We start from the raw sequence: 21887 nt of genomic DNA on the forward strand, positions 1-21887 counted from the left end.
GCGGGCGCTGGCCGATTTCGGAAGTCGCCGAGAACGACCGCCTGTGGCAGTTGCCTGGGTCACGGCGCGACGCGGGCGATTACTCCGATCTCCAGTGCCGCCCACACCGCGCCGTCGGGGCCCACGGTGATGCCGTGTGGTTCGGATTCCGGTGTGGGCAGGTCGTGTTCGGTGATGGCGCCGGCGGGGTCGATCCGGCCGAGCCGGTTGGCTCCCCACTCGGTGAACCAGCAGTCACCGGAAGTCGATGCGGTGATCGCGTGCGGTTTCGCCGCGGGGTCGGGCAACGGGAACATCGTCATCGTGCCACCGGGCTCGAGGCGGCCGATCCGGCCTGCCGCGATATCGACGAACCAGATGGCCTCCGGACCGCACGTGATCCCCACCGGCGCGCCCGGATCGGGCAATGGGTACTGGGTGACATTGCCGTGGTGGTCGACCCGTCCGATAGCGCCGGCCTGGTTGAGGGTGAACCACAGTCCGCTGTCGGGACCGCGGGTGATCATGGATGGGAATCCGCCCCGGACAGGGAGGTCGATGTGGGTGATCTGTCCGTTGGGCGTGATACGGCCGATGCGGTCGGTGTTCATCTCGGTGAACCATATGGCCTCGTCCGGACCGGCGCAGACCCCGAACGGGCCGCTGCCCGCCGGTAAGCCGAACGCTGTCACGATCCCGTCCGTGGTGATGCGCCCGATGTGGTCGTCGCCGGTTCGGGCGAACCACAGGGCGTCGTCCACGCCCGCGGCGATGACGGTAGGCCGGCATCCGGAGGGGCCGGCCGGATAACGGTCGAGCACACCGTCGACGGTCAGGCGAGCGATCTCGCCGCTCTGCGCCAGCGTGATCCAGAGCGCGCCGTCGGCACCGGTGGTGATGCCGTAGGGTCCCGCTGCGGCATCGGCCACCGGAAACTCCTGGACGAGGCGACTTTCGGCATTGCGTGTCATTGATGGCCCTTTCCGGCTCGGTTATTCGGTGGCAGCGGCGACCCGGTACACCAGGTCGACAATGATCGCGGCCAGTTCGGCGGGCCGGGTCATCGGCACATTGTGTCCGGATACACGACCGCCTCGGGGTCCGGCACCGCGGTCGACGCGATCTCTTCTACGGTCGGCCGCCGCACATACCCGCCGTCCGAATGCGGCATGAAGCAGCGGCGCACGACCTTGCGCACCAGCTCCGGACCGGCGCCGGCGTCGAGCCGATCCGTTCGGGCCTCCCGCGCGCACTGCTCGATGTAGTCGAGCATCCGGCGTTCGTCGGCGCGCCACCCGTACCGAAACATCTCCCGCAACTGTCGAGCCGCTGCCGGTCTTCGCCACTGCGCGTTGCCGCGGTGCGCGAATCGGCCGCCGTATGCCCGTGACCGCGCAAATCGAATGCCACCGCACGGCAGTGCGCCACCAGATAAGTCGCCACCTCCGACCATGCCACACAGTTGTGGCCGCTTCCGTGCACCAACAGCACCCCTGTGCCCTCGCCGCCGAAGTCCACCCCCGACAACACACCACCGGATACGCGCACCTCGACCTCGGTCCCCAACACAAGTCCGACACTGTGCCCGCCGCAGACACCACCCGCAACTGTTTATCGGTACAGGGACTCATCTCCGCGCACCCCGGAGCCGGCCCTCGGCGGCCGCGGTCGCCTGACAGTTCGCCGGCCGCGACCCCGACGCCCGGCATAAGATCACGCTGCGGATCATCGCCTTCTCCTTCTGCGCTCTTGCCACCTACGTGGTCGTCGACTCGGTGCGGGCGCGCTGCGCGGGGTTGCCGAGGCCGAGCGCCCACGATCGCGATCGCGCCGGCCGCGGTCAGCCTGGCCATCTGTCCGCTGCCCAGCGCCGCGCCGGCCGCGAACTCGGCTCCGCGTCTCCGACCTGCCGAACCGCGGGGCCCCGCTACGCCGCTGTCCTCCGATCCTGCATTCGGTCGATCGGGTCCGCACCGGCGTTATTGCCGGACGGATTCCGCGCCGCCGGCCACACTCGTGTCGTATTGTCGTCTGGACTGTTGTCCATACACTTGTGCATTCAGCCGGACCCGGCTACTTCCCGGACCCGGAGCGGTAGGAGAAAGCAGGTTCACCGATGAAGACCAAAGGCGCTCTCATCTGGGAATTCGACCAGCCGTGGCAGATCGAGGAGATCGAGATCGGCGATCCCCGCAAACATGAGGTCAAGGTCCAGCTGGAAGCGGCCGGAATGTGCCATTCCGACCACCACCTGGTCACCGGCGGCATCCCGATGATGGGATTCCCGGTACTCGGCGGGCACGAGGGTGCCGGCATCGTGACCGAGGTCGGCGAGGGCGTGGAGGATCTCGCGGTCGGCGACCACGTCGTCCTGTCGTTCATCCCGTCGTGCGGGAAATGCAAATCCTGTCAGGCGGGTCTGCGCAACCTGTGCGATCTCGGCGCGCTCCTGCTCGCGGGCACCTCGGTCACCGACGGATCGTTCCGGATCCGGGTTCGCGGCCACGATGTCTACCCGATGGCCCTGCTGGGCACCTTCTCCCCGTACATGGTGGTGCACCAGAGCTCGGTGGTGAAGATCGACCCGACGATTCCGTTCGAGGTCGCCTGCCTGGTCGGCTGCGGTGTCACCACCGGATACGGGTCGGCCGTCCGCACCGCAGATATCCGGCCGGGTGAGGATGTCGCGATCATCGGCCTCGGCGGCGTGGGCATCTCCGCGCTACAGGGCGCGGTGCACGCGGGCGCCCGCTACATCTTCGCGGTCGACCCGGTGCCGTGGAAGCGCGAACAGGCCCGGAAATTCGGGGCCACCCACGCCTACGCGACCATCGAGGAGGCGACCGCCGGTTGCGCGGAGGTCACCTGGGGCGGTATGGCCAAGAAGGTGATCGTGACCGTCGGCGAGGTGCACGGCGAGGACGTGGACAGTTGGTTGGGCATCACCGCCAAGGCCGGAACGTGCGTCCTCACCGCCATGGGCAGCCTGACCGAGAACAAGACGACCCTGAACCTGGCCATGCTCTCGCTGCTGCAGAAGAATCTGCAGGGCACCATCTTCGGTGGCGGCAACCCGCACTACGACATCCCGCATCTGCTGTCGATGTACCAGGTCGGCAAGTTGAACCTCGACGATATGGTCACCCGGCAGTACCGGCTCGAGGACATCAACGACGGATATCAGGACATGCTGGCCGGCCGAAATATCCGCGGCATCATCCGCTACACCGACGCGGACCGCTGAGCCGCCCGGACCCATCGCCGCCGGTCTGCCGCGCGACCGGACACCGACGAGGAGGACATGTGAGCTACCGGGTCGTGCAGTGGGCCACCGGATCGGTCGGCCGGGCCGCGCTGCGAGCCATCATCGATCACCCCGATCTCGAACTGGTGGGATGCTGGGTGCATTCACCGGACAAATGCGGCCGCGATGTGGGTGAGATCCTCGGCCGCGCACCCGTCGGGGTGCGGGCGACCGACAGTCTCGACGAGATCCTCGCGCTGCCCGCCGACGCCGTGGTCTACGCGCCACTGCTCCCGCGCACGCAGGAGGTGGCGGCACTGCTGCGGTCGGGGAAGAACGTGGTGACACCGGTCGGCTGGTTCTATCCCGACGAGGAGCAGGCCGAACCGGTCCGGCAGGCCTGTCTGGCGGGCGGGGCCACATTGCACGGCACCGGAATCGATCCCGGTGGGGTCACCGAGGTGTTCCCGCTGATGCTGTCGGCCATGTCCGCGGCGGTCACCTTCGTGCGCGGCGAGGAGTTCTCCGATATCCGGACCTACGGTGCGCCCGATGTGGTGCGCCATATCATGCGGTTCGGTACCACTCCCGCCGAGGCAGCTGCGGGCCCCATGCGGAAACTGCTCGACGGCGGCTTCCGCCAATCGGTCCGGATGATCCTGGACACGCTGGGTTTCGGCGCGAACCCGGAGATCCGCACGGTGCACGAGACGGCGGTCGCGACCGCACCGATCGAATCACCGATCGGTACCATCGAACCCGGGCAGGTGGCCGGCCAGCGCTTCCACTGGGAGGCGCTGGCCGGTGGTGAAACCGTCGTACGCATCGGAGTCAACTGGCTGATGGGGCAGCAGCATCTCGACCCGCCATGGACCCTCGGTGCCGAGGGCGAACGGTTCGAGATCGAGATCGACGGCGACCCGGGCACATTCGTCACCATCCGCGGCTGGCAATCCGAACCCGGTGACCCGCCGGAGTCCGAGAATCCCGGGATCGCCGCGACGGCCGCGCACTGCGTCAACTCCGTACCGTACGTCTGCGCGGCCGAACCCGGTATCCGCACCTCGGTCGAACTACCGATGGTGGCGGGCCGGGCCCATCCGCGATTCGCGCGCGGATCGCAGGCGCCCGGCGGACCGCTAGGCGCGCCGTAAGGCCAGAACCGGAATGGTGCGGAAGCCGGCCGCTTTCTGCTCGTATTCGGCGAAGCCGGGATAGCGCCGGGCCTGTTCGCCGTAGATGCGGTCGCGCTCCGCGCCGGTCACCTCCGTGACCGTGACGGGGTAGCTCTCGGTGCCCCGCTCCACCGTGGCCTTACCGGCCGCGGTCAGGTTGCGATACCAGTCGGGATTCGTCGGCGCACCCGCCTTGCTGGCGAATACGTAGACCAGGCCGTCGGGATCCTGTTCATCGGCCAGGTACATCATCGGCGTCACCGACTCGCGGCCGGTACGCCGGCCGCGATGGTGCACCAATGCCAGCGGGGCACCCTCGAAAGGCCCGCCGACCCGGCCCTCGTTGGCCCGGAATTCCGCGATGATCCGGTCGTTCCAGTCGTCTGCCATACCCGGCATTATGCAGCGGCCGGGCGGCCGGGTCCGTACTCCCGGCCGCGCGGCGGGTTATCGCCGAATGCGCGGCGCGGCGGTCAGCGCAGGCACAGCGGCGTGATATCGGAGCGGCCACCGGTGGTGGGCGAGCTCAGGTACATACACGTTGTCTGGCCCGCCGCGGTGATGGCGGACTTCACCTCGTCCCAGGTCGGCGTGTCGAGCGCGGCCGAGCGGGCCAGTACGAAACCCGACAGCCGGCTCGGGTCGGTCACCAGAGCCCAGGAGTAATCGGGCGCCAGCGCGGTGACGATGTAGTTCGTCGGGCCGTCGAGCGAGTCCTGACCCGGCACTCCGGGGAAGCTGACGTGCAACTGCGCACCCGTCACCGGGTCGTTCACCTTCGCGGTGCCGCGGATCTCGTTCCGGCCGCCCGCCCAGGTGGTGCAGGAATTGTGCACGGCGACATTGCCCTGCGGGTCGAGCGTGTACCGCGCGCGGGTATCGCGCGCGCAGTCCAGGTTGAACAGCTGAGGTACCGCGGCGAGCTGGTTCCAGTCGCCGAGGTACCGGTTCAGGTCCAGTGCGGGGACGGGGGCGGGCCCGGCCGGCAGCGGCGGCTGGGCGACCGAGCCACCGGCGGCGAGGGCACCGAAGGTCAGCAGGGCGGCCACGAGGCCGGCGGTGCGGCGAACTGCGCGATGTGCTGTCACGGAAACTCCTCGCGTATCGGCGGTGTGCGACCACTCTAACCCATATAGATGCATAATCGATGCATCCCCAGTCGGTACAGGAGGATCGATGGTAGCTATGGGACTCGCCGGATTCGCGGGAGCGGCCACGGCGTGTTACGGACTGGCCGTGGCGATCCGCCCGGCGGTGCTGCTGCGCCCGTGCGGCTGGACCGAGGACGATCCCGCCGCCCGCGCGCTGGCGCGGATGACCGCCTGCCGGGATATCGTCTCGGGCCTCGGGATGGCCCTCGCCCCGACCCCGGCCGCCCTGCGGGTGGCCACGGGCTGCCGGGTGCTCGCCGACCTGTCCGACGCCGTGGTCCTCGCCGCCGCGCTGCGCGACCGGCCGCAGCGCACCAAGGCCGTCGCGGTGGCCGCCGGCTGGGGCCTACTGTGCGGCACGGCGGGCCTGACCGCGTCGCGGACCCGGTGAATACGGACGTAGTGCCGGGGCGCCCACGCCGAAGTCCCGGGTCCGCCCCGGCCGGCGAATCGGGACAGGCAGAATAAGACGATGCCCGACGGTTCCAGCTCCGCTTCCGACGCGGCCGGCTACACCGTCCGCGCGGTCGCCGAGCGGCTCGGTATCCCGACCGCCACCCTGCGCAGCTGGAACCGTCGCTACGAGATCGGCCCCACCGGCCACCGGCCGGGTACCCACCGGCTGTACACCGAAGCCGATATCGCCCAGCTCGATCGGATGCTCGGACTCATCCGCGGCGGCGCCACCCCGGCCGGTGCCGCGTCCGCGGTGCGGGCACCGGCCGTCGCGCCGGGTGACCTACCCTCGCTGCTGACCGCAGCCTTCGCCCTCGACTACCGTTCGGTGACAGCGCAATTGGCCGGCGCACTACGAATCTACGGCGTGGTCGACACCTGGGAACGGCTGTGCCGCCCCGCCTTCGCCGAGATCGTCGCCCGCCAACTGGGCGGCGAGGGCTGTATCGACGTCGAGCATCTGCTCTCCTGGTGCATCACCTCGGCGCTGCACCGCAACAGCCCGCCCGACCGGCTGCGCCCGCGGCCGATCGTGCTCGCCTGCACCGGCGGCGAATCCCACGCGCTCCCCCTCGAGGTGCTGCGGGCCGCGCTGGCCGAGCGCGAGATCGGGGCGCAGATGCTCGGCGCGGATGTGCCCACCACCGCCCTCGCCGATACCCTGGCGCGGCTGGACCGGCCGGCCGAGCTGGTGCTGTGGTCGCAGCACGAGTCGACCGCGCTGACCTCCAGTGTGCGGGCCGGTACCGACGCCGGCGCACAGGTCTTCGTGGGCGGCCCGGGCTGGGACGCGGTCATCCTCCCGGCGGCGGTCGAACGCCTGGCGGGCCTCCCAGAAGCGGTCCGGCGACTCGGCTGAGTCCGCTCCTCCTCTCACCCACCCGGCGCACCCATCCGGCATCCCGGACACCGCGAACCACCTCGCGGCCGCGTGCCCAACGGCCCGTCTACCGGACCGGGGTCGCCATAGACCATAAAACGATGCATACTCGATGCAGACAAGCGGCCGGTGGTCGCCGAGCAGAGGAGTGTGATGGTCGATCAGGGCAAACCGGACCGGTCCGGGCGCCGGGTCGCGGTCGTGGGCAGCGGGGTGGCGGGTCTCACGGCCGCCTGGGTGCTGTCCGGCTCGGCACGGGTGACTCTCTACGAAGCCGACCCGCGGCTCGGCGGCCACGCCGATACCCATACGGTCCGCACGGCCGCGGGCCGCGAGATCGGGGTGGACACCGGATTCATCGTGCACAACGACCGGACCTACCCGACCCTGCTGCGACTGTTCGCCGAGCTGGGAATCCGAACCCAGGAGACCGATATGAGCATGTCGGTCCGCTGCGACGGCTGCGGACTCGAATACGCGGGAGCCCGCGGTCCCGGTGGCCTGTTCCCCACTCCCGGGACGTTCACGCGGGGCCGCTACCTGCGGTTGCTCGCCGAAGTGCCGCGCTTCCACCGGCTGGCCCGCGCCGAACTCGCCGCCGCGCCGGAACATGAGCTCACCCTCGGCGAATTCGGGCGCCGTGGCCGCTTCTCCGGCTACTTCATCAGCCACTTTCTGACTCCGCTGGTGTCGGCGGTCTGGTCGTGCGATCCGGCGACCGCGTTGCGCTACCCCGCCCGCTATCTGTTCACCTTCCTCGAACACCACGGCATGCTCACGGTTTTCGGCTCCCCCACCTGGCGCACGGTCCGCGGTGGATCGGCCACCTATGTGCGGGCGGTCGCCGAACGCCTCGATTCGGTCCGCACCGCCACCCCGGTACGCAGCGTGGACCGACTGGCCGACGGCGTGGCGATCCGCGACGACGGTGACGAGGTCGCGGTATTCGATGCGGCGGTCATCGCGACCCACCCCGGCCAGGCACTGCGGATACTGGCCGAACCCACCGCCACCGAACGCGCGGTCCTGTCCGCCATGCCCTACTCGGTGAACCACACCGTGCTGCACACCGACACCACCGTGCTTCCCGGCGCCCACCGGGCGCGCGCCTCGTGGAACTACCGGCTTCCCGCCTGTGACGCCACCCCCGACCGGGTCCTGGTGAGCTACGACCTCACCCGCCTGCACTGGCTCGGCGAGTCCGGCGAACCCCGATTCGTGGTCACCCTCGGCGACGCCGACCGCATCGACCCCGCCGCCGTACTGGACCGGATGGTCTACGAGCATCCGCAATACACCCCCGACTCCGTGGCCGCCCAGCGGCGACTCGGCGAAATCGGCGACGACCGGATCGCGTTCGCCGGCGCATACCACGGCTGGGGCTTCCACGAGGACGGGGCGCTGTCGGGCCTGCGTGCTGCCGAGCGCCTCGGCGCCCGCTGGCCCGTCCGCGCCCTCCGTCCGGTCCCGGCGTCATGAGCGCGCGGATCGTCTACACGACTATCGACCATGTACGCCAGACGCCGATTAATCACCGGTTCCGCTATCGCAGCTACAGCTGGCTGGTCGACCTCGACGATCTGCCGCGGCTGCCCCGCCCGCTGCGGCCGCTGGCCCGCCTGAGTTCCCGCGACCACCTCGGCGATCCGGAGCGCAGCCTGCGCGCCAATATCGACGATTACCTGGCCACGCACGACATCGCGCTACCGGGCGGCCGGATCCTCATGCTCACCAACGCGCGCGTACTCGGTTTCGTATTCAATCCGCTCACGCTGTACTGGTGCCGCGACCGCGCCGGAATCCCGGTGTGCGTAGTGGCCGAGGTACACAACACCTACCGCGAGCGGCACCGCTACCTGCTGCGGACCGACGGCAGCGGAGGCGCCGAAACCGCCAAGCAGTTCTATGTCTCGCCGTTCGACGAGGTGTCCGGTGGGTACCGGATGTCGCTGCCCGAACCCGGGGACCGGCTGCGCCTGTCCATCACCCTGCACCGCGACCGGCCGGTGCTCACCGCGTCGATGACCGGGGACTGCCGCCCCGCGACCACCGGCGCCGTCCTCGCCGCCGCGTTGACCATGCCGCTGGCCCCGCTCACCGTGGCCGCCCGGATCCGCGTGCAGGGCATCCGGCTCTGGTTACGCCGTCTTCCCCTTGTTCCCCGCCCCGTCTCGCCGCTTCAGGAGCCGTCCCGGTGACCATCGATCTGTCGACCCCGATCCCGCCCCCCACCCTGCGCCGGCCCGATATCGACCGGGCGCCCGCGGGCTTGCGCGCCACCGTCGCCGCGGCCGTCGCCGGCGGGCTCTTCCGCCGGGCGGTCCGCCGGTTGCCCCTGCGGGTCGAATACCCGGACGGGACCGTGCTCGGGCAGCACCCGGACGACCGCACCGCCCCTACCCTCGTCCTGCACCGGCCCGACGACTTCGCCGCCCGCCTCGGTATCGGCGGACTGATCGGTTTCGGCGAGTCATATATGGCCGGTGACTGGTCGGCACCCGATCCGGCGGCGGCCCTCACCGTGCTCGCCGCGAATATCGAGCACCTGGTCCCGCCGGTCCTGCAGACACTGCGCGGGCTCTATGTCGCGAAACATCCCGGCTCCGAACGCAACACCCGAGCCAACAGTCGCGCCCACATCGCCCACCACTACGACCTGTCCAACGAGTTCTTCGCACTCTTCCTGGACGAGACCATGACCTATTCGAGCGCGCTCTTCCCGGCGACCACCCCCGCCCCGCAGTGGGCCGACCTGGCCGGCGCCCAACACCGCAAGATCGACCGCATTCTCGACGCGGCGCGAGTCGGTCCCGGGACACGGTTGCTCGAGATCGGCACCGGATGGGGGGCGCTGGCCGTCCGGGCCGCCGCGCGGGGCGCCCGCGTACGGTCGGTGACGCTCTCGGCCGAACAGCGCCGGCTCGCCCTGGCCCGGATCGAGGCGGCGGGCGTGGCCGACCGCGTCCGGGTCGACCTGCTCGACTACCGCCTGGTGGACGGCGAATACGACGCCGTGGTCTCCGTCGAGATGATCGAAGCTGTCGGATGCGAATATCTCGATATCTACTTTCGCTGCATCGAGGGATTGCTCGCCCCCGGTGGCCGCGCGGCGCTGCAGGCGATCACCATGGCCGACCACCGCATGCACGCCACCCGCGACACCTACACCTGGATTCAGAAGTACATCTTCCCCGGTGGATTCATACCCTCCGACCGGTTGATCGCCGAGACCGTCGCCGCGGGCACCGGTCTGCGGGTCACCCAGCGATTCTCGATGGGCGAGCATTATGCGCACACACTGCGGCTGTGGCAAGAGCGATTCGATGGGTATATCGAAGAGATGAGCGCGCTCGGCTTCGACTCCGTGTTCCAGCGCATGTGGCGGTTCTATCTGGCGTATGCCGGGGCGGGCTTTCGCAGCGGCTATCTGGATGTCGAGCAGTTCGTGCTGATGAGACGAGGCGAGGTGTGATCCGATGATCCGTACAGTCGACGCTCTGCTCGACCGGACGATAGTGCCCGGCTACACCCGCCTCGGCTACCACCTGCGCAAGGTCTCCTGGACCCGGGACGATCCGGCCACCGACGCTCTGCGCGGGCGAACCGTCCTGGTCACCGGCGCGAATTCGGGAATCGGGAAATCGATCGCCACCCGCTTCGCGGGCCTGGGCGCGCGCACCGTGCTCGCGGTCCGGGACGCGGGCCGCGGCGAGCGGGCCCGCCGGGAGATCCGCGACGCCGTCCCCGGGGCGCAGGTGGAACTGGAGATATGCGATATCGCCGAACCCGGCAGTATCGATGCCTGCGCTCGGGCCCTGCACGCACGCCACGAGGCGCTGGATGTGCTCGTCCACAATGCGGGCGTCCTGCCCGGCGACCGCACCGAGAACTCCGCCGGGCACGAACTGACCCTGGCCACCCATGTCCTCGGCCCGTTACGCCTCACCGACCGCCTCGCCCCGCTGCTCGCCGGCTCCGGCGACGCCCGTGTCATCTTCGTGGCCTCCGGTGGGATGTACACCCAGCCGCTGCCGTTCCGGGATCCGCAGTATCGCCACGGCGCATACCGGGGCGCCACCGCCTATGCCCGCACCAAACGGATGCAGGTGGCGTTCGGGCCGCTGCTGGACGGGCGTCTCGCCGATCACGGGGTGAGCGTGCACAGTATGCATCCGGGCTGGGTCGCCACACCGGGGATCACCGCCGCGCTCCCCCGTTTCAGTTCCGCGCTGCGCCCGGCGATGCGCACCGCCGCCGAGGGCGCCGATACCGCGGTCTGGCTGGCAACCACTACCCCGGCGCCGCTGTCGGGCCATTTCTGGCACGACCGGCGTATCCGTGACGAACACTACCTGCGCCACACCCGCTATACCGAGGGCCACCTCCTGTCGCTGTGGGAGTACTGCCTCGACGCGGCGGAAGTGCCCTTGCATCCGTCCTGCCGCCCACCCGCCCGCCGGCCGGGCCGGTGGCACGGCGGCCGATGAATTCCGCTCGCCCACGCCGTCGTTCACAGTGAGCCCGCGTGGATCTCGTCGCGAGTAAGGAGTCCCGATGCCGGATACCGAGCACGAACCGGCCGCCCCGCGGCGGCTGGCACAGCATCCGACCGTCCGGCGGATGGCCGGTCGGGAGCGCGAGAAACCCGACCCGGTCCTCGCCGCCGACCGGCTCCGCGAGATCTGCCGCACGGCCGGCGCCGACGATATGGGGTTCGTCGCCGTCACCGACCCCCGGGTCGCCGACGAACTCGAGCACGCCCGGGCGATCCTGCCCGCCGCACGCACTTTCGTCTCGTTCTGTGTGCGGATGAACCGGGATAATCTGCGCAGCACGCAGCGCAGTCTCGCCAATACCGAGTTCAATCACGCGGACGACGAGACCAACGCGGTATCCCGCCGGATCACCCGGGCACTCCAGGACGCCGGTTATCGCGCGGTCTATCCCGCGCCGGGATATCCGATGGAAGTGCAGCAGTTTCCCGGGCGTATATGGGTGATCGCGCACAAGGTGGTCGCCGAGGCCGCCGGGCTGGGGGTCATGGGCATTCACCGCAATGTGATCCACCCCCGGTTCGGCAATTTCATCCTGCTCGGCACCGTGGTCACCGACGCGGTGATCGATACCCCGAGCGCGCCGCTGGATTTCAATCCCTGCCTCGAATGCAAACTGTGTGTCTCCGCCTGCCCGGTGGGCGCGATCACCCCGGGCGGGGGTTTCGATTTCCAGGCGTGCTACACGCACAACTACCGGGAATTCATGGGCGGCTTCACCGATTGGGCGGAAACGGTCGCCGACAGTGCCGATCGGGACGAGTACCGGCAGCGGGTCACCACCGGGGAATCGTTCTCGATGTGGCAGAGCCTGTCGTTCAAACCGAACTACAAGGCCGGCTACTGCATGGCCGTGTGCCCGGCCGGCGAGGATGTGATCGGTGCCTACCTCGACGATCGCCGAGCCCATCTCGACGAGGTGGTCCGGCCGCTGCAGAGCAAGACCGAACCCGTGTACGTGCTCCCCGGTTCGGCGGCCGAAGAGCATGTCGCGCGCCGCTTCCCGAACAAGACACCGCAGCAGGTCACCAATGGTTTCCCGGACGAGGTCAACGATCTGCTCGACCAGATCGGCCCGCGCCCGCGGGGTGGCGCCGGTGGGACCGCGTAAGCCCGGCCCGCTCCCCCGGTGAGACGGGTGCCGCTCCGGTAGCGTTGTCCGCAGGAGGTCGAGGCGTGACGTCGGCCGCGGGGGCGATATTCGCCGGATACCCGGCCTGCTGCCGGCCCCCGGCCGATACCGGCTACCAGGGCGCCCTGCGCCGATCTCGACGTCCTGAACAACGGCGGCGCACCGGCCGTGGAATACGCCCAGGACAATGACCTCATCTACTACGTCCGGTCCTTCAGGCGCGCGATCCGCGACGCGACTCCACCTTCGCCACCGATATCGACAACGACAGCACCCGGGAACAAACGTGGACACGTCCCTCGGAGCGAGGGCGGCAGCGCTGGAGCGACTATCCCGGCACCGGTCTGTTCACGGTCTCCTTCGACGACCCCGGCCGGGGCTGGTCGTCCCCGATATCTCCTGGCCGCACCACACCGGGCAGGAGATCGTCGGCCGCTGGTGGGCGGTGGCCGGCGGTCACCCGGGCACCCCGGTGACCGAGGCCCACCCACACCGGCCCGGTGCGCCCGGCCCGGCATAGGGTGTCCGCATGCCCGACACGCGCACCAGCTACGTCACCGACGCGGCCGAGATCTACCGCCGGTCGTTCGCGATCATCCGAGCCGAGGCCGAACTGGACCGCTTCCCGGCCGATATCGCGCAGGTCGTGGTGCGGATGATCCACGGTTGCGGCCAGGTCGACCTGGCCGGCGACGTGCTGTTCACCCCGGGAGTGGTGGCCGCGGCGCGGGCCGCACTGCGCGCCGGCGCGCCGATTCTGTGCGATGCGAACATGGTGGCCTCGGGAGTCACCCGGACCCGGCTGCCCGCGGACAACGAGGTGCTGTGCCTACTGCGTGACCCCAGGGTGCCGAAGCTGGCCACCGAGCTCGGGACCACCCGGTCGGCGGCGGCACTGGAGTTGTGGCGGGAGCGGCTCGACGGCGCGGTGGTGGCGATCGGTAATGCGCCGACCGCTCTGTTCCACCTGCTGGACATGATCGCGGCGGGGGCACCGAAACCGGCCGCCGTACTCGGTATCCCGGTGGGCTTCGTCGGCGCGGCCGAATCGAAGGACGCGCTCGCCGCGGGCACGGGCGTAGAGTATCTGACGGTGCGCGGGCGGCGCGGTGGCAGCGCCATCACCGCGTCCGCCCTGAATGCGATTGCGAGCGAACTGGAATGACGGTGGCTACGGGAAAACTGTGGGGGGTCGGCCTGGGCCCGGGCGATCCGGAACTGGTGACGGTGAAGGCGGCCCGCGTGATCGCCGAGGCCGATGTCATCGCATTCCACAGTGCCCGGCACGGCCGCAGTATCTCGCGCGGGATCGCCGAACCGTATATGCGGCCGGGCCAGCTCGAGGAACACCTCATCTATCCGGTCACCACCGAGACCACCGATCATCCCGGCGGTTACCAGGGCGCGATCGACGAGTTCTACGCCACGGCGGCCGAACGGCTGGCCGCGCATCTGGCGGCGGGCCGGTCGGTGGCGCTGCTGGCCGCCGGGGACCCGCTGTTCTACAGCTCCTATATGCATATGCACCGGCGGCTGGCGGACCGGTTCGAGGCGGAGATCGTCCCCGGGATCACCTCGGTGAGCGCCGCGTCGGCGGCACTGGCCACTCCCCTGGTGGAGGGTGAGCAGGTACTGACGATACTGCCCGCCACCCTGCCCACCGACGAACTGACCCGCCGCCTCGCCGACAGCGACGCCGCCGCGATCATGAAACTCGGTCGCACCTACCCGGGCGTCCGCAAGGCGCTCGCCGACTCCGGCCGCCTCGACCGTGCCTACTACATCGAACGGGCCAGCACCGGACGCGAGCGAGTGCTTCCCGCCGGGGAGGTGGACGACGCCCAGGTCCCGTATTTCGCTATCACCATCGTCCCGGGCCCCGAACCGACCACCCCGGTCCCCGCCCGCCGGGATCCGGCGGCCGCCGAGCCGGCGACCCGCGCGGTGCGCACCCCGGTGGCCGAAGGCACCGCGTCCAGTTGCGCGCCGGGCGTCGGGGAGGTGGTGGTCGTCGGCCTGGGCCCGGGCGATACGCAATGGACCACACCGGAGGTATCCGCCGCGCTCGCCGTCGCCACCGACCTCGTCGGCTACACCACCTATATCGACCGCGTCCCGGCCCGCCCCGGTCAACGGCGGCACAGCAGCGACAACCGGGTCGAATCCGAACGCGCCGCCATGGCCCTGGACCTGGCCCGCCGCGGCGGCCGGGTCGCCGTGGTGTCCTCGGGCGACCCGGGCGTTTTCGCGATGGCGGCGGCCGTCCTGGAAGAATCCGCGGACCCGCAGTGGGCGGGGGTGCCGGTGCGGGTCCTGCCCGGAATGACGGCGGCGAACGCGGTGGCGAGCCGCGTCGGTGCCCCGCTCGGGCACGACTACGCCACGATCTCCCTGTCCGACCGCCTCAAACCGTGGGACGTGGTGGCCCGGCGCCTGGCGGCGGTGGCCGCGGCCGATATGGCCATCGCCGTCTACAACCCCGCCTCGAGCAAACGCACCTGGCAGGTGGGGGCAATGAAGGACATCCTGCTCGCGCACCGCGCGCCGGACACCCCGGTGGTTCTCGGCCGCGATGTGGGTGGCCCGGGCGAATCGGTGCGGGTGGTGCCGCTGGGTGAACTGGAACCCGCCGAGGTCGATATGCGGACGCTGCTGATCATCGGCGCCTCCACCACCGCGGTGGTCGACGGCACCGGGGCACCGCGGGTCTACACCGCGCGACGCTACAACGCCTGAGCGCCCCCCATCCGATAGCATTCCACTATGGAATAGTCTCGGTGGAAGGACAATGCGGTGAACGGCAAACAGAAGCGGCCGCTGAACTCCACGGCCGCCTCACTTCTGGGTTTTCTGCACGAGGGTCCTATGTCGGGCTGGGATCTGGTGACGCTGGCCCAGGACCGGATCGGCGATTTCTGGACCATCACCCAGAGCCAGGTCTATCGGGAACTCGCCAGCATGGACTCGGCGGGCCTGGTGGTCAAGGGCGAAACCGGTGCCCGCGAACGCACTCCGTACCACATCACCGAGGCCGGCCGCGCCGAATTCGCCGAGTGGATCGCGCGCGATCCCAGCCCGGAAACCATCCGGTTCCCGCTGCTGCTCACCCTGCATTTCGGGGGTCATATCGAGCCTGCGCATCTGGCCTCGATCATCGACAACGCTCGTAAGATCCACCAGGAAAGGCTGGACCGTTACCGCGCCGAGGAAGCGGGCCCGGACCTGTCCCCGCATTCCCGGGCGACACTGGAATTCGGTATCGGATACGAGCGCGCGGTCCTGCACTGGTTCGACCGCCTACCCGACCTGCTCGGCTCCTGAAGGCGCACTATCGATCTCGCGCGGCTCTTCGCGGCAACCCGTGATCGGCAGCCGGTCCCGGGCCGTTCCGGGCGACTGCGGTGCCCGCCGAACAGCGCCTGTGTGCGGATACCGCCGAGCACGCGGAGCAGTCCGGCCGGGTAGCGCCCGGAAGTGGAATCCGAAATCGATCAGCGCCTTCCGCCCGGCCGCCCACTGCGGCCCGCGGCGACCCACGCGGACAGCACTTCCCGCGCCTCGTCGACGGTGGTCACCACCGTGACCCCGGACGGCAGGGTCGGCCGGTCCACGACCACCACCGGAATACCGGCGATACGCGCGGCGGTGAGCTTCGCGGCGGTCGCCGTACCTCCGCTGTCCTTGGTGACCACGACATCGATCCGGTGCCGGGTCAACAACTCCGATTCGTCGGACACGGTGAAAGGCCCGCGGGCCAAGAGTATTTCGTGCCGCGGGGGAAGTTGGTCCGTGGGCGGGTCGATGGCTCGGATCAGATACCAGGGCCGGGTATGGCCGGCGAAGGCCGCCACCCCCTGACGGCCGATAGTGAGTAGGACCCGGTCCCCCAGTCCGGCGGCGGTGTCCGCGGCGGCGGCCAGGTCGGGGACCCGGTACCAGCGGTCGCCGGGGCCGGCGGTCCAGCCCGGACGGCTCAACCGGATCATGGGCAGCCCGAGTCGCGCGGTGGCCTGCGCGGCATTGGCGGTGATCACCCCGGCGAAGGGGTGGGTGGCGTCGATGACGAGTTCCATCCGATTGTCCGCCAGCCAATCGCGCAGCCCGTCGGCGCCACCGAAGCCGCCGACCCGCACCTCGCCGACGGGCCGGATCGGCGCGGAGACCCGACCGGCGAGCGAGGACACGATCTCGTGTTCCCGCTCGCCGGTAAGCAGTCGGGCGAGTTCCCGGGCTTCCCCGGTGCCGCCCAGTAGCAGAATTCTCAGGGCTGGCCGCTGAAGTAGGCGATGGCCGAATCCAGCAGCGGCGGGCCGCCGGCGACGGCGAGCCCGATACCCGCGCCGATGATCGCGCCCGGGATGAATCCGACCCCCAGGAACAGGAGGCCGACGGCAGCGCCGATCGCCGCGCCCACGGCCGCACCCAGCGAGGCCGCCTGCAGTTCGGTCATGAACCACTGCTGGGCCCCGATGAACTGCGCCTGCGACGGCGCACCCGCGACCGGGGTGGCCCGCGGGGTCAATGTCAGCCGGCTGTCGCCCTCATCGATGGTGGCGGCGACGGCGACGACCTGTCCGTCGGTGGTCTGGGTCAGCGGGATACTGGTCAGGCGCTCCCCGGCGGCGTTGCTCAGTACCACCGCGTCATTGGCGGCGTCCAGGCTGAACGCACCGCCCGACACCGTCGTGACCAGTGATTTTCCGGCCTCGGCCAGCGTCAGGGTGTAGTCGACGCCGCGATCGTGACCGGTAACCTCCGGAACCGCGTTCTGCTGCTGCTCGACAGCGGGCGCCGTCGGTGCGGGCGCCGCGTAACCCGTGCCCGCGGCGATACCCGTGGCCGCCGCCGCCATGATCGCGGTCGCGGCGAACTTCTTGTATTTCACTATCGATCTCCCCGTCGCGCGCGAATCCGTCGTGACCCGCGCTAGGAACCCCCGTGACCTTACTCCCGATGCCCGATTCGTCCATTCGTGTTGTCACATAGGGGAAGTCCTGCCGGCGCGCCCTTTCACCACCGACCATTGGGTCACCGGCAACTGGGGCCGCCACGTGGTGAAGCGCCCCAGCGGTTCCCCGCGGTACACCTGGAAGCGGCGCAGCCCGCCGCCGTGCGCCGCGGACCAGTCCAGGAGCAACGCCTCCGATTCCGCGGTCACCGCGTTCGCCACCAGCCGGCCGCCGACGGGCAATCGGGACCAGCAGTGCTCGAACAGCGCGGGCGTGGTGAGTCCGCCGCCGAGGAAGATGGCGTCGGGATGGCCGGCCACCGCGTCCCCGGCGAGTTCGGCCACCGCCTCGCCGCGCACCTCGATTCCGGGGACGCCGAGCGTGACGGCATTGGCGGCGATCTGCGCCCGGCGCCGCGCCAGGATCTCGAATGTGATCGCGTGGCAGGTGGGATCGGTGCGGCACCATTCGATGGCGATACTGCCCGAACCGCCGCCGATATCCCACAGCGTCTCCCCGGGTCCGGGGGCGAGCGCCGCCAGGGTGAGCGCCCGGATCTCGGTCTTGGTGAGCTGGCCGTCCCCGCCGTACGCATCGTCGGGCAGGCCGGGCAGCCGGGTGAGGCGGGTACGCCCGGGCTCACCCGCCGCGGTGACGGCGACGATATTGAGGGGGTCGCCCGCGGGCTCCCGCCAGGTGGCGGCGGTACCGGACACCGATCGCTCGGCGGGCCCGCCCAGCTGCTCCAGCACGGTCAGCGCGGAGGGACCGAACCCGTGGCGGCGCAGCAACTCCGCGATCCGCTCCGGGGTACCGGCGTCGGCGCTGAGCACGAGGAACCGCCGCCCGTCGGTCAGGTCGGGCAGCAACCGCTCCACCGGCCGGCCGACCGCGCTGACGATCCCCACCTCGGCCACCGGCCAGCCCAGCCGGGCACACGCCAGCGAGGCCGCCGACGGTTGCGGGAACACCCGCAGCGCGCCGGGCCCGAGCAACCGGGCGAGGGTGACACCGATTCCGTAGAACATGGGGTCGCCGCTGGCGAGAATCCCGAGGCGGGTGTCGCGATACTCGGCCAGCAGCCCGGGCAGCGCGGGGACCAGCGGCGACGGCCACGCTTCCCGCCGCGCGGTCACCTCATCGGGGAGCAGCGCCAGCTGCCGCGCCGAACCGAACAGTACCGCGCAGTCGCGCAGCATCTGCCGGGAACGGTCGGGCAGCCCCGCCCAGCCGTCGGCGCCGATACCCACCACCGGAATCGGGGGCCCCGCCCAGGAGAGCGCGGGGTCGGCGGTCACCGGGGCAGCCGCCGCCAGACGGCCTGCGGCAGCAGGCGCATGCCGAAGAACACCGGGCGCAGGATCCCCGGAATCCAGACCCGAGCCGAGCGGCGGCCCAGCGCGGTCACCACCGCGGCGGCCACCTGGTCCGGCGTGCTGGAGAACGGGGCCGGGGTCATCCCCTCGGTCATCTTGCCCACCACGAAGCCCGGCCGCGCCAGCAGCAATTGCACCCCGCTCCCGTGCAGCGCATCGGCGAGCCCGGAGGCGAACCCGTCCAATCCGGCCTTGGCGGATCCGTAGACGTAGTTCGCGCGCCGCACCCGGACCCCGGCCACCGAACTGAACACCACCAGCTGACCGCTGCCCCTGGACCGCATCTCGTTGGCCAGGATGGTCAGCACGCTGAGCTGGGCGGTGTAGTCGGTGTGCACCACCGCCAGCGCGTGGGCGGGGTCGGCCTCGGCGCGGGACTGTTCGCCCAGCACCCCGAAGGCCAGTACCGCGACCCCGATCGGTCCGTAGTCGGCGGCGATCTTGCCGAGCAGGGCGGGATGGCTCGCGGTGTCGTCGGCGTCGAATTCCACCGGATGCACCGCGGTCGCGCCGGCGGCGGTGAGCGCCGCGGTCTCGGCGTCCAGATCCTCGCAGCGCCGCGCGGCCAGCACCACCGCCCGCCCGGGCGCGAGCCGCAGTGCCACCTGCAGCCCGATCTCACTGCGTCCACCCAGCACCAGCACCGTGCCCGGGTCGATCCCTCGTGTTCGACGCACAACCATGCGCTCAGTCTGTCATCCGCACGCGGCGGTGCGCGGAACCGGGAGACGTGCCGGGCGCGCGCGGCGACCCGCTACGGTCGATCCATGACGCTGCGTACTGCCGAATTGTCCCCGGCGGCCGTCGAGTTCCTCACCGAACGGCATCTGGCGACCCTCACGACTCTGCGGGCCGACGGCACCCCGCATATGGTACCGGTGGGCTTCACCTGGGACCCCGACGCCGGATTGGCCCGGATCATCACCGACGGCGCCTCGGTGAAGGCCCGAAACGTCCGGCGATCGGGCTATGCCGCCGTCGGCCAGGTGGACGGTGCCCGCTGGCTGACTCTGGAGGGTCCGGCGGTTGTCCTCGACGACCCGGCCGCGGTCCGGGACGCCGAACGGCGTTACGCCGAGCGCTACCGGGTGCCGCGGGAGAACCCGACCCGGGTGGTGCTGGCCATCGAGGTCCAGCGGGTGCTGTGTGGGGCCCGGTTGCGCGAGGCCTGAAAGCTATAGCTACGCAGTTGCCTTGCGTGACGTGGGTGTCTGCGTCGAGTCAGTGGCATTCCCTCATGAGGCCGGGGTCACGGTAAGGATCTCGGTTGCGTCGAGTAGCATCCCTCACGTATGCCGAGAGGGGTCGGTGGTTTCCCAAGCCGCCTCGATCATCCGGAAGATCTCGTCCACCGCGGCCTCTGGATCGGCCGCCGCACGGGCCAGTGAATGGGCGTCGATCACAAACCTCGCGATCGCCCGACAAGCCGTTGTCGGCCGTGCCAGCCCGAGGTCGGCGGCGATGGCGGTTGCCAGCGACTCAGCGTGGCGCAGCCTCATCGACTCCTCGTATTTGCGCAGGTTGGGCGATTCGTCGATCAAGTTCCAGATTTGCGCGCCGCCGTCCGCCGCGGTGCAGTATCGCACCTGGGCTCGGATCTCGCGGCGCAGCGCGGGGATGAGCGGCTCATGCGGCGTCCGGGCGACGACCGCCTGTGTGAGGCTTTGCTCGAAGTTCTCGTCCTGCTCGAACACCAGGGCCTCTTTCGAGGCGAAGTGGGAAAAGAGAGTGGTTACGGCCACGTCCGCCGCGGCGGCCACATCACGGATGCCCACTGCGTCATATCCGCGTTCCAGGAACAGTCGTAGAGCGGTGTCGGCGATCTTCTGGCGGGTCGCGGCCTTCTTACGCGCACGGCGTCCGGACGGCATGGTCACTTCTTGACACTATCAGAAACAATAAGATACCAGATTCAAAAATGTAGCTGTTAGTGTTAACGTCGCTCGCATGAAGCAAGTGATCTTCGCCGAATTCGGCGGTCCGGACGTACTCGAACTCGTCGATGCCGAAGCACCCCACCCAGGCCCGGGTCAGGTGCGCATCGCTGTGCGAGCGGCGGGTGTGAACCCTGCCGATTGGCGGATTCGGGAAGGCCAGATCCTCGGGGCCCATCCGGTCGAACTGCCGTCCGGCGTCGGGCTGGATGCCGCCGGGGTGGTGGACGAGATCGGTGCGGGCATCGACGGTGTCGAGATCGGCGATCACGTGTTCGGCGAAGGCTCGAGCACTTATGCCGAGTTCGCCGTGCTTTCGGTGTGGGCCCATATGCCCGAAGGCCTGACGTTCGAAGAGGCGGCAGGGTATCCCTCGGTGGTCGAGACCGCACTGCGGATCATCGGCCAGGTCGGTGTGGAGCCCGGGCAGAGATTGCTGGTCAGCGGCGGGGCCGGGGGCGTAGGGTCCGCGGTGCTGCAGATCGCCCGGGGCCGAGGTATCGCCGTGATCGCCACGGGCGGGGCAGCCAACCAGGACTATCTACGGAGTCTGGGGGCTGTTGCCACGACATACGGCGAAGGCTGGGTCGAGCGCGTTCGGCAGTTCGGGCGGGTCGACGCGGCTCTCGACCTGGCCGGCTCGGGCGTAATCCCTGAACTTGTCGAACTGGTCGGGAATCCACAGAAGGTGGTCTCCATCGCCGATCTCAGCGCGCCGGAGTTCGGTGTCCGATTCTCCGGGGTGGCCGGGAGTATGTCGACCGCTCTCGCCGCGGCCGCCGAACTCATCTCCGAAGGAAATCTTCACATCCCGGTGGAAAAGTCGTACACGCTCGCCGAAGCCGCGGCCGCACACATCGACAGCCGAGCCGGTCACACGCGCGGCCGCCGGGTCATAGTCATCTGAGCAGGTCGCCCGATCGATCCCCCTGCCACGGAACATTGCCGGCGAAGACCGGCCACCGACCGGTCGGCGAACGGAGCCGGATCGCGAAACTCGTGGCCGCTCGGCCGAGCCGTGGCCGAACACTCCGAGATTCGGCCACGAGTTTCGAGAC

At 69.9% G+C, this 21887-nt stretch carries 23 protein-coding genes and 2 pseudogenes; 15 read left to right on the forward strand and 10 right to left on the reverse strand.

The window, feature by feature from the left end; genetic code table 11:
• Nucleotides 1-59 precede the first annotated feature (59 nt).
• The 3 genes and pseudogenes from NGR01S_RS19020 to NGR01S_RS33230 form a co-directional block, all read right to left on the reverse strand.
• A complete protein-coding gene (locus tag NGR01S_RS19020; protein ID WP_063038675.1) occupies nt 60-950 on the reverse strand; it encodes a Vgb family protein in 891 nt (296 codons plus the stop codon).
• An 89-nt stretch (nt 951-1039) separates the two neighbouring features.
• Nucleotides 1040-1288 (reverse strand): hypothetical protein, encoded by a 249-nt coding sequence (locus NGR01S_RS32615; RefSeq protein ID WP_063038677.1) that lies wholly within the window; start codon nt 1286-1288, stop codon nt 1040-1042.
• Between the two features lie 59 nt (nt 1289-1347).
• Nucleotides 1348-1548 (reverse strand): annotated as a pseudogene (locus tag NGR01S_RS33230) (alpha/beta fold hydrolase); the annotation flags it as partial.
• 86 nt (nt 1549-1634) lie between these two features.
• Between NGR01S_RS33230 and NGR01S_RS33030 the strand changes: the two are divergent.
• From NGR01S_RS33030 to NGR01S_RS19035, 3 genes and pseudogenes are all read left to right on the forward strand, one after another.
• A pseudogene (locus tag NGR01S_RS33030) lies at nt 1635-1880 on the forward strand (hypothetical protein); the annotation flags it as partial.
• A 215-nt stretch (nt 1881-2095) separates the two neighbouring features.
• A complete protein-coding gene (locus tag NGR01S_RS19030) occupies nt 2096-3223 on the forward strand; it encodes an NDMA-dependent alcohol dehydrogenase (protein ID WP_063038679.1) in 1128 nt (375 codons plus the stop codon).
• A gap of 59 nt (nt 3224-3282) precedes the next feature.
• Complete coding sequence (locus NGR01S_RS19035) at nt 3283-4377, forward strand: NAD(P)H-dependent amine dehydrogenase family protein (RefSeq protein WP_063038681.1); 1095 nt, start codon at nt 3283-3285, stop codon at nt 4375-4377.
• Here NGR01S_RS19035 and NGR01S_RS19040 read toward each other — a convergent pair.
• Both NGR01S_RS19040 and NGR01S_RS19045 read right to left on the reverse strand, forming a co-directional pair.
• Nucleotides 4363-4788 (reverse strand): nitroreductase/quinone reductase family protein, encoded by a 426-nt coding sequence (locus NGR01S_RS19040; RefSeq protein ID WP_063038965.1) that lies wholly within the window; start codon nt 4786-4788, stop codon nt 4363-4365. The genes NGR01S_RS19035 and NGR01S_RS19040 overlap by 15 nt on opposite strands.
• An 83-nt stretch (nt 4789-4871) precedes the next feature.
• Nucleotides 4872-5486: a lipocalin family protein gene (locus NGR01S_RS19045; RefSeq protein WP_373861438.1), complete on the reverse strand. Its 615-nt coding sequence runs from the start codon at nt 5484-5486 to the stop codon at nt 4872-4874.
• A gap of 88 nt (nt 5487-5574) precedes the next feature.
• Here NGR01S_RS19045 and NGR01S_RS19050 point away from each other — a divergent pair, with 88 nt between their 5' ends.
• The 10 genes from NGR01S_RS19050 (at nt 5575) to NGR01S_RS19095 (ending at nt 15891) form a co-directional block, all read left to right on the forward strand.
• On the forward strand, nt 5575-5940 hold the full coding sequence (locus NGR01S_RS19050) for a hypothetical protein (RefSeq protein WP_063038684.1): 366 nt from the start codon (nt 5575-5577) through the stop codon (nt 5938-5940).
• 81 nt (nt 5941-6021) lie between these two features.
• Entirely contained in the window at nt 6022-6864 is an 843-nt protein-coding gene (locus NGR01S_RS19055) for a MerR family transcriptional regulator (RefSeq protein ID WP_063038687.1), read from the forward strand.
• Nucleotides 6865-7038: 174 nt separating this feature from the next.
• Nucleotides 7039-8364 carry an NAD(P)/FAD-dependent oxidoreductase gene (locus tag NGR01S_RS19060; protein ID WP_063038972.1) on the forward strand — a complete coding sequence of 442 codons (1326 nt, stop codon included), beginning with the start codon at nt 7039-7041 and terminating at the stop codon, nt 8362-8364.
• Nucleotides 8361-9083 carry a DUF1365 domain-containing protein gene (locus NGR01S_RS19065; RefSeq protein WP_063038689.1) on the forward strand — a complete coding sequence of 241 codons (723 nt, stop codon included), beginning with the start codon at nt 8361-8363 and terminating at the stop codon, nt 9081-9083. The genes NGR01S_RS19060 and NGR01S_RS19065 overlap by 4 nt, the downstream gene beginning before the upstream one ends.
• A 2-nt stretch (nt 9084-9085) precedes the next feature.
• The gene (locus NGR01S_RS19070; RefSeq protein WP_084481452.1) at nt 9086-10357 is read left to right on the forward strand and encodes an SAM-dependent methyltransferase; all 1272 of its coding nucleotides are present in this window, start codon (nt 9086-9088) and stop codon (nt 10355-10357) included.
• A 4-nt stretch (nt 10358-10361) separates the two neighbouring features.
• The gene (locus tag NGR01S_RS19075; RefSeq protein ID WP_063038691.1) at nt 10362-11372 is read left to right on the forward strand and encodes an SDR family NAD(P)-dependent oxidoreductase; all 1011 of its coding nucleotides are present in this window, start codon (nt 10362-10364) and stop codon (nt 11370-11372) included.
• Between the two features lie 67 nt (nt 11373-11439).
• Nucleotides 11440-12549: a 4Fe-4S binding protein gene (locus NGR01S_RS19080; RefSeq protein WP_084481411.1), complete on the forward strand. Its 1110-nt coding sequence runs from the start codon at nt 11440-11442 to the stop codon at nt 12547-12549.
• Between the two features lie 550 nt (nt 12550-13099).
• Nucleotides 13100-13735: a precorrin-8X methylmutase gene (locus NGR01S_RS19085; protein WP_063038693.1), complete on the forward strand. Its 636-nt coding sequence runs from the start codon at nt 13100-13102 to the stop codon at nt 13733-13735.
• Entirely contained in the window at nt 13732-15306 is a 1575-nt protein-coding gene (locus tag NGR01S_RS19090; RefSeq protein ID WP_063038695.1) for a precorrin-2 C(20)-methyltransferase, read from the forward strand. Before NGR01S_RS19085 ends, NGR01S_RS19090 begins: the two co-directional genes overlap by 4 nt.
• A 57-nt stretch (nt 15307-15363) precedes the next feature.
• Nucleotides 15364-15891, forward strand: a complete 528-nt coding sequence (locus NGR01S_RS19095) for a PadR family transcriptional regulator (RefSeq protein ID WP_063038697.1) — start codon at nt 15364-15366, stop codon at nt 15889-15891.
• A gap of 170 nt (nt 15892-16061) precedes the next feature.
• Here the strand turns inward: NGR01S_RS19095 and NGR01S_RS19100 are convergent, their stop codons facing one another.
• The 4 genes from NGR01S_RS19100 to dprE2 form a co-directional block, all read right to left on the reverse strand.
• Nucleotides 16062-16835, reverse strand: coding sequence for a cobalt-precorrin-6A reductase (locus NGR01S_RS19100; protein WP_063038975.1), 774 nt, complete (start codon nt 16833-16835; stop codon nt 16062-16064).
• Nucleotides 16832-17455 carry a DUF8020 domain-containing protein gene (locus NGR01S_RS19105; RefSeq protein ID WP_063038699.1) on the reverse strand — a complete coding sequence of 208 codons (624 nt, stop codon included), beginning with the start codon at nt 17453-17455 and terminating at the stop codon, nt 16832-16834. The genes NGR01S_RS19100 and NGR01S_RS19105 overlap by 4 nt, the downstream gene beginning before the upstream one ends.
• Nucleotides 17456-17548: 93 nt before the next feature.
• Nucleotides 17549-18817, reverse strand: a complete 1269-nt coding sequence (locus NGR01S_RS19110) for a bifunctional cobalt-precorrin-7 (C(5))-methyltransferase/cobalt-precorrin-6B (C(15))-methyltransferase (RefSeq protein ID WP_063038701.1) — start codon at nt 18815-18817, stop codon at nt 17549-17551.
• Nucleotides 18814-19578, reverse strand: coding sequence for a decaprenylphospho-beta-D-erythro-pentofuranosid-2-ulose 2-reductase (dprE2, locus tag NGR01S_RS19115; protein WP_063038703.1), 765 nt, complete (start codon nt 19576-19578; stop codon nt 18814-18816). The genes NGR01S_RS19110 and dprE2 overlap by 4 nt, the downstream gene beginning before the upstream one ends.
• An 84-nt stretch (nt 19579-19662) precedes the next feature.
• On the opposite strand from dprE2, the gene NGR01S_RS19120 reads away from it, so the two are divergent.
• Nucleotides 19663-20067 (forward strand): PPOX class F420-dependent oxidoreductase, encoded by a 405-nt coding sequence (locus tag NGR01S_RS19120; RefSeq protein WP_063038705.1) that lies wholly within the window; start codon nt 19663-19665, stop codon nt 20065-20067.
• A 114-nt stretch (nt 20068-20181) separates the two neighbouring features.
• Here the strand turns inward: NGR01S_RS19120 and NGR01S_RS19125 are convergent, their stop codons facing one another.
• A complete protein-coding gene (locus tag NGR01S_RS19125) occupies nt 20182-20766 on the reverse strand; it encodes a TetR/AcrR family transcriptional regulator (RefSeq protein WP_245664677.1) in 585 nt (194 codons plus the stop codon).
• A gap of 76 nt (nt 20767-20842) precedes the next feature.
• On the opposite strand from NGR01S_RS19125, the gene NGR01S_RS19130 reads away from it, so the two are divergent.
• The gene (locus tag NGR01S_RS19130; protein WP_063038709.1) at nt 20843-21736 is read left to right on the forward strand and encodes an NADP-dependent oxidoreductase; all 894 of its coding nucleotides are present in this window, start codon (nt 20843-20845) and stop codon (nt 21734-21736) included.
• Nucleotides 21737-21887: the final 151 nt, after the last annotated feature.

It is taken from the genome of Nocardia grenadensis NBRC 108939 (genome assembly GCF_001613445.1).
GTDB lineage: Bacteria > Actinomycetota > Actinomycetes > Mycobacteriales > Mycobacteriaceae > Nocardia > Nocardia grenadensis.

Bases quoted from the DNA above. Each gene is read 5' to 3' on its own strand.
- NGR01S_RS19060 (WP_063038972.1), top strand. From the start codon at position 7,039: ATGGTCGATCAGGGCAAACCGGACCGGTCCGGGCGCCGGGTCGCGGTC.
- NGR01S_RS19030 (WP_063038679.1), top strand. From the start codon at position 2,096: ATGAAGACCAAAGGCGCTCTCATCTGGGAATTCGACCAGCCGTGGCAG.
- NGR01S_RS19020 (WP_063038675.1), bottom strand. From the start codon at position 950: ATGACACGCAATGCCGAAAGTCGCCTCGTCCAGGAGTTTCCGGTGGCC.
- NGR01S_RS19130 (WP_063038709.1), top strand. From the start codon at position 20,843: ATGAAGCAAGTGATCTTCGCCGAATTCGGCGGTCCGGACGTACTCGAA.
- NGR01S_RS19040 (WP_063038965.1), bottom strand. From the start codon at position 4,788: ATGGCAGACGACTGGAACGACCGGATCATCGCGGAATTCCGGGCCAAC.
- dprE2 (WP_063038703.1), bottom strand. From the start codon at position 19,578: ATGGTTGTGCGTCGAACACGAGGGATCGACCCGGGCACGGTGCTGGTG.
- NGR01S_RS19055 (WP_063038687.1), top strand. From the start codon at position 6,022: ATGCCCGACGGTTCCAGCTCCGCTTCCGACGCGGCCGGCTACACCGTC.
- NGR01S_RS19080 (WP_084481411.1), top strand. From the start codon at position 11,440: ATGCCGGATACCGAGCACGAACCGGCCGCCCCGCGGCGGCTGGCACAG.
- NGR01S_RS19085 (WP_063038693.1), top strand. From the start codon at position 13,100: ATGCCCGACACGCGCACCAGCTACGTCACCGACGCGGCCGAGATCTAC.
- NGR01S_RS19065 (WP_063038689.1), top strand. From the start codon at position 8,361: ATGAGCGCGCGGATCGTCTACACGACTATCGACCATGTACGCCAGACG.
- NGR01S_RS19050 (WP_063038684.1), top strand. From the start codon at position 5,575: ATGGTAGCTATGGGACTCGCCGGATTCGCGGGAGCGGCCACGGCGTGT.
- NGR01S_RS32615 (WP_063038677.1), bottom strand. From the start codon at position 1,288: ATGTTTCGGTACGGGTGGCGCGCCGACGAACGCCGGATGCTCGACTAC.
- NGR01S_RS19125 (WP_245664677.1), bottom strand. From the start codon at position 20,766: ATGCCGTCCGGACGCCGTGCGCGTAAGAAGGCCGCGACCCGCCAGAAG.
- NGR01S_RS19075 (WP_063038691.1), top strand. From the start codon at position 10,362: ATGATCCGTACAGTCGACGCTCTGCTCGACCGGACGATAGTGCCCGGC.
- NGR01S_RS19090 (WP_063038695.1), top strand. From the start codon at position 13,732: ATGACGGTGGCTACGGGAAAACTGTGGGGGGTCGGCCTGGGCCCGGGC.
- NGR01S_RS19120 (WP_063038705.1), top strand. From the start codon at position 19,663: ATGACGCTGCGTACTGCCGAATTGTCCCCGGCGGCCGTCGAGTTCCTC.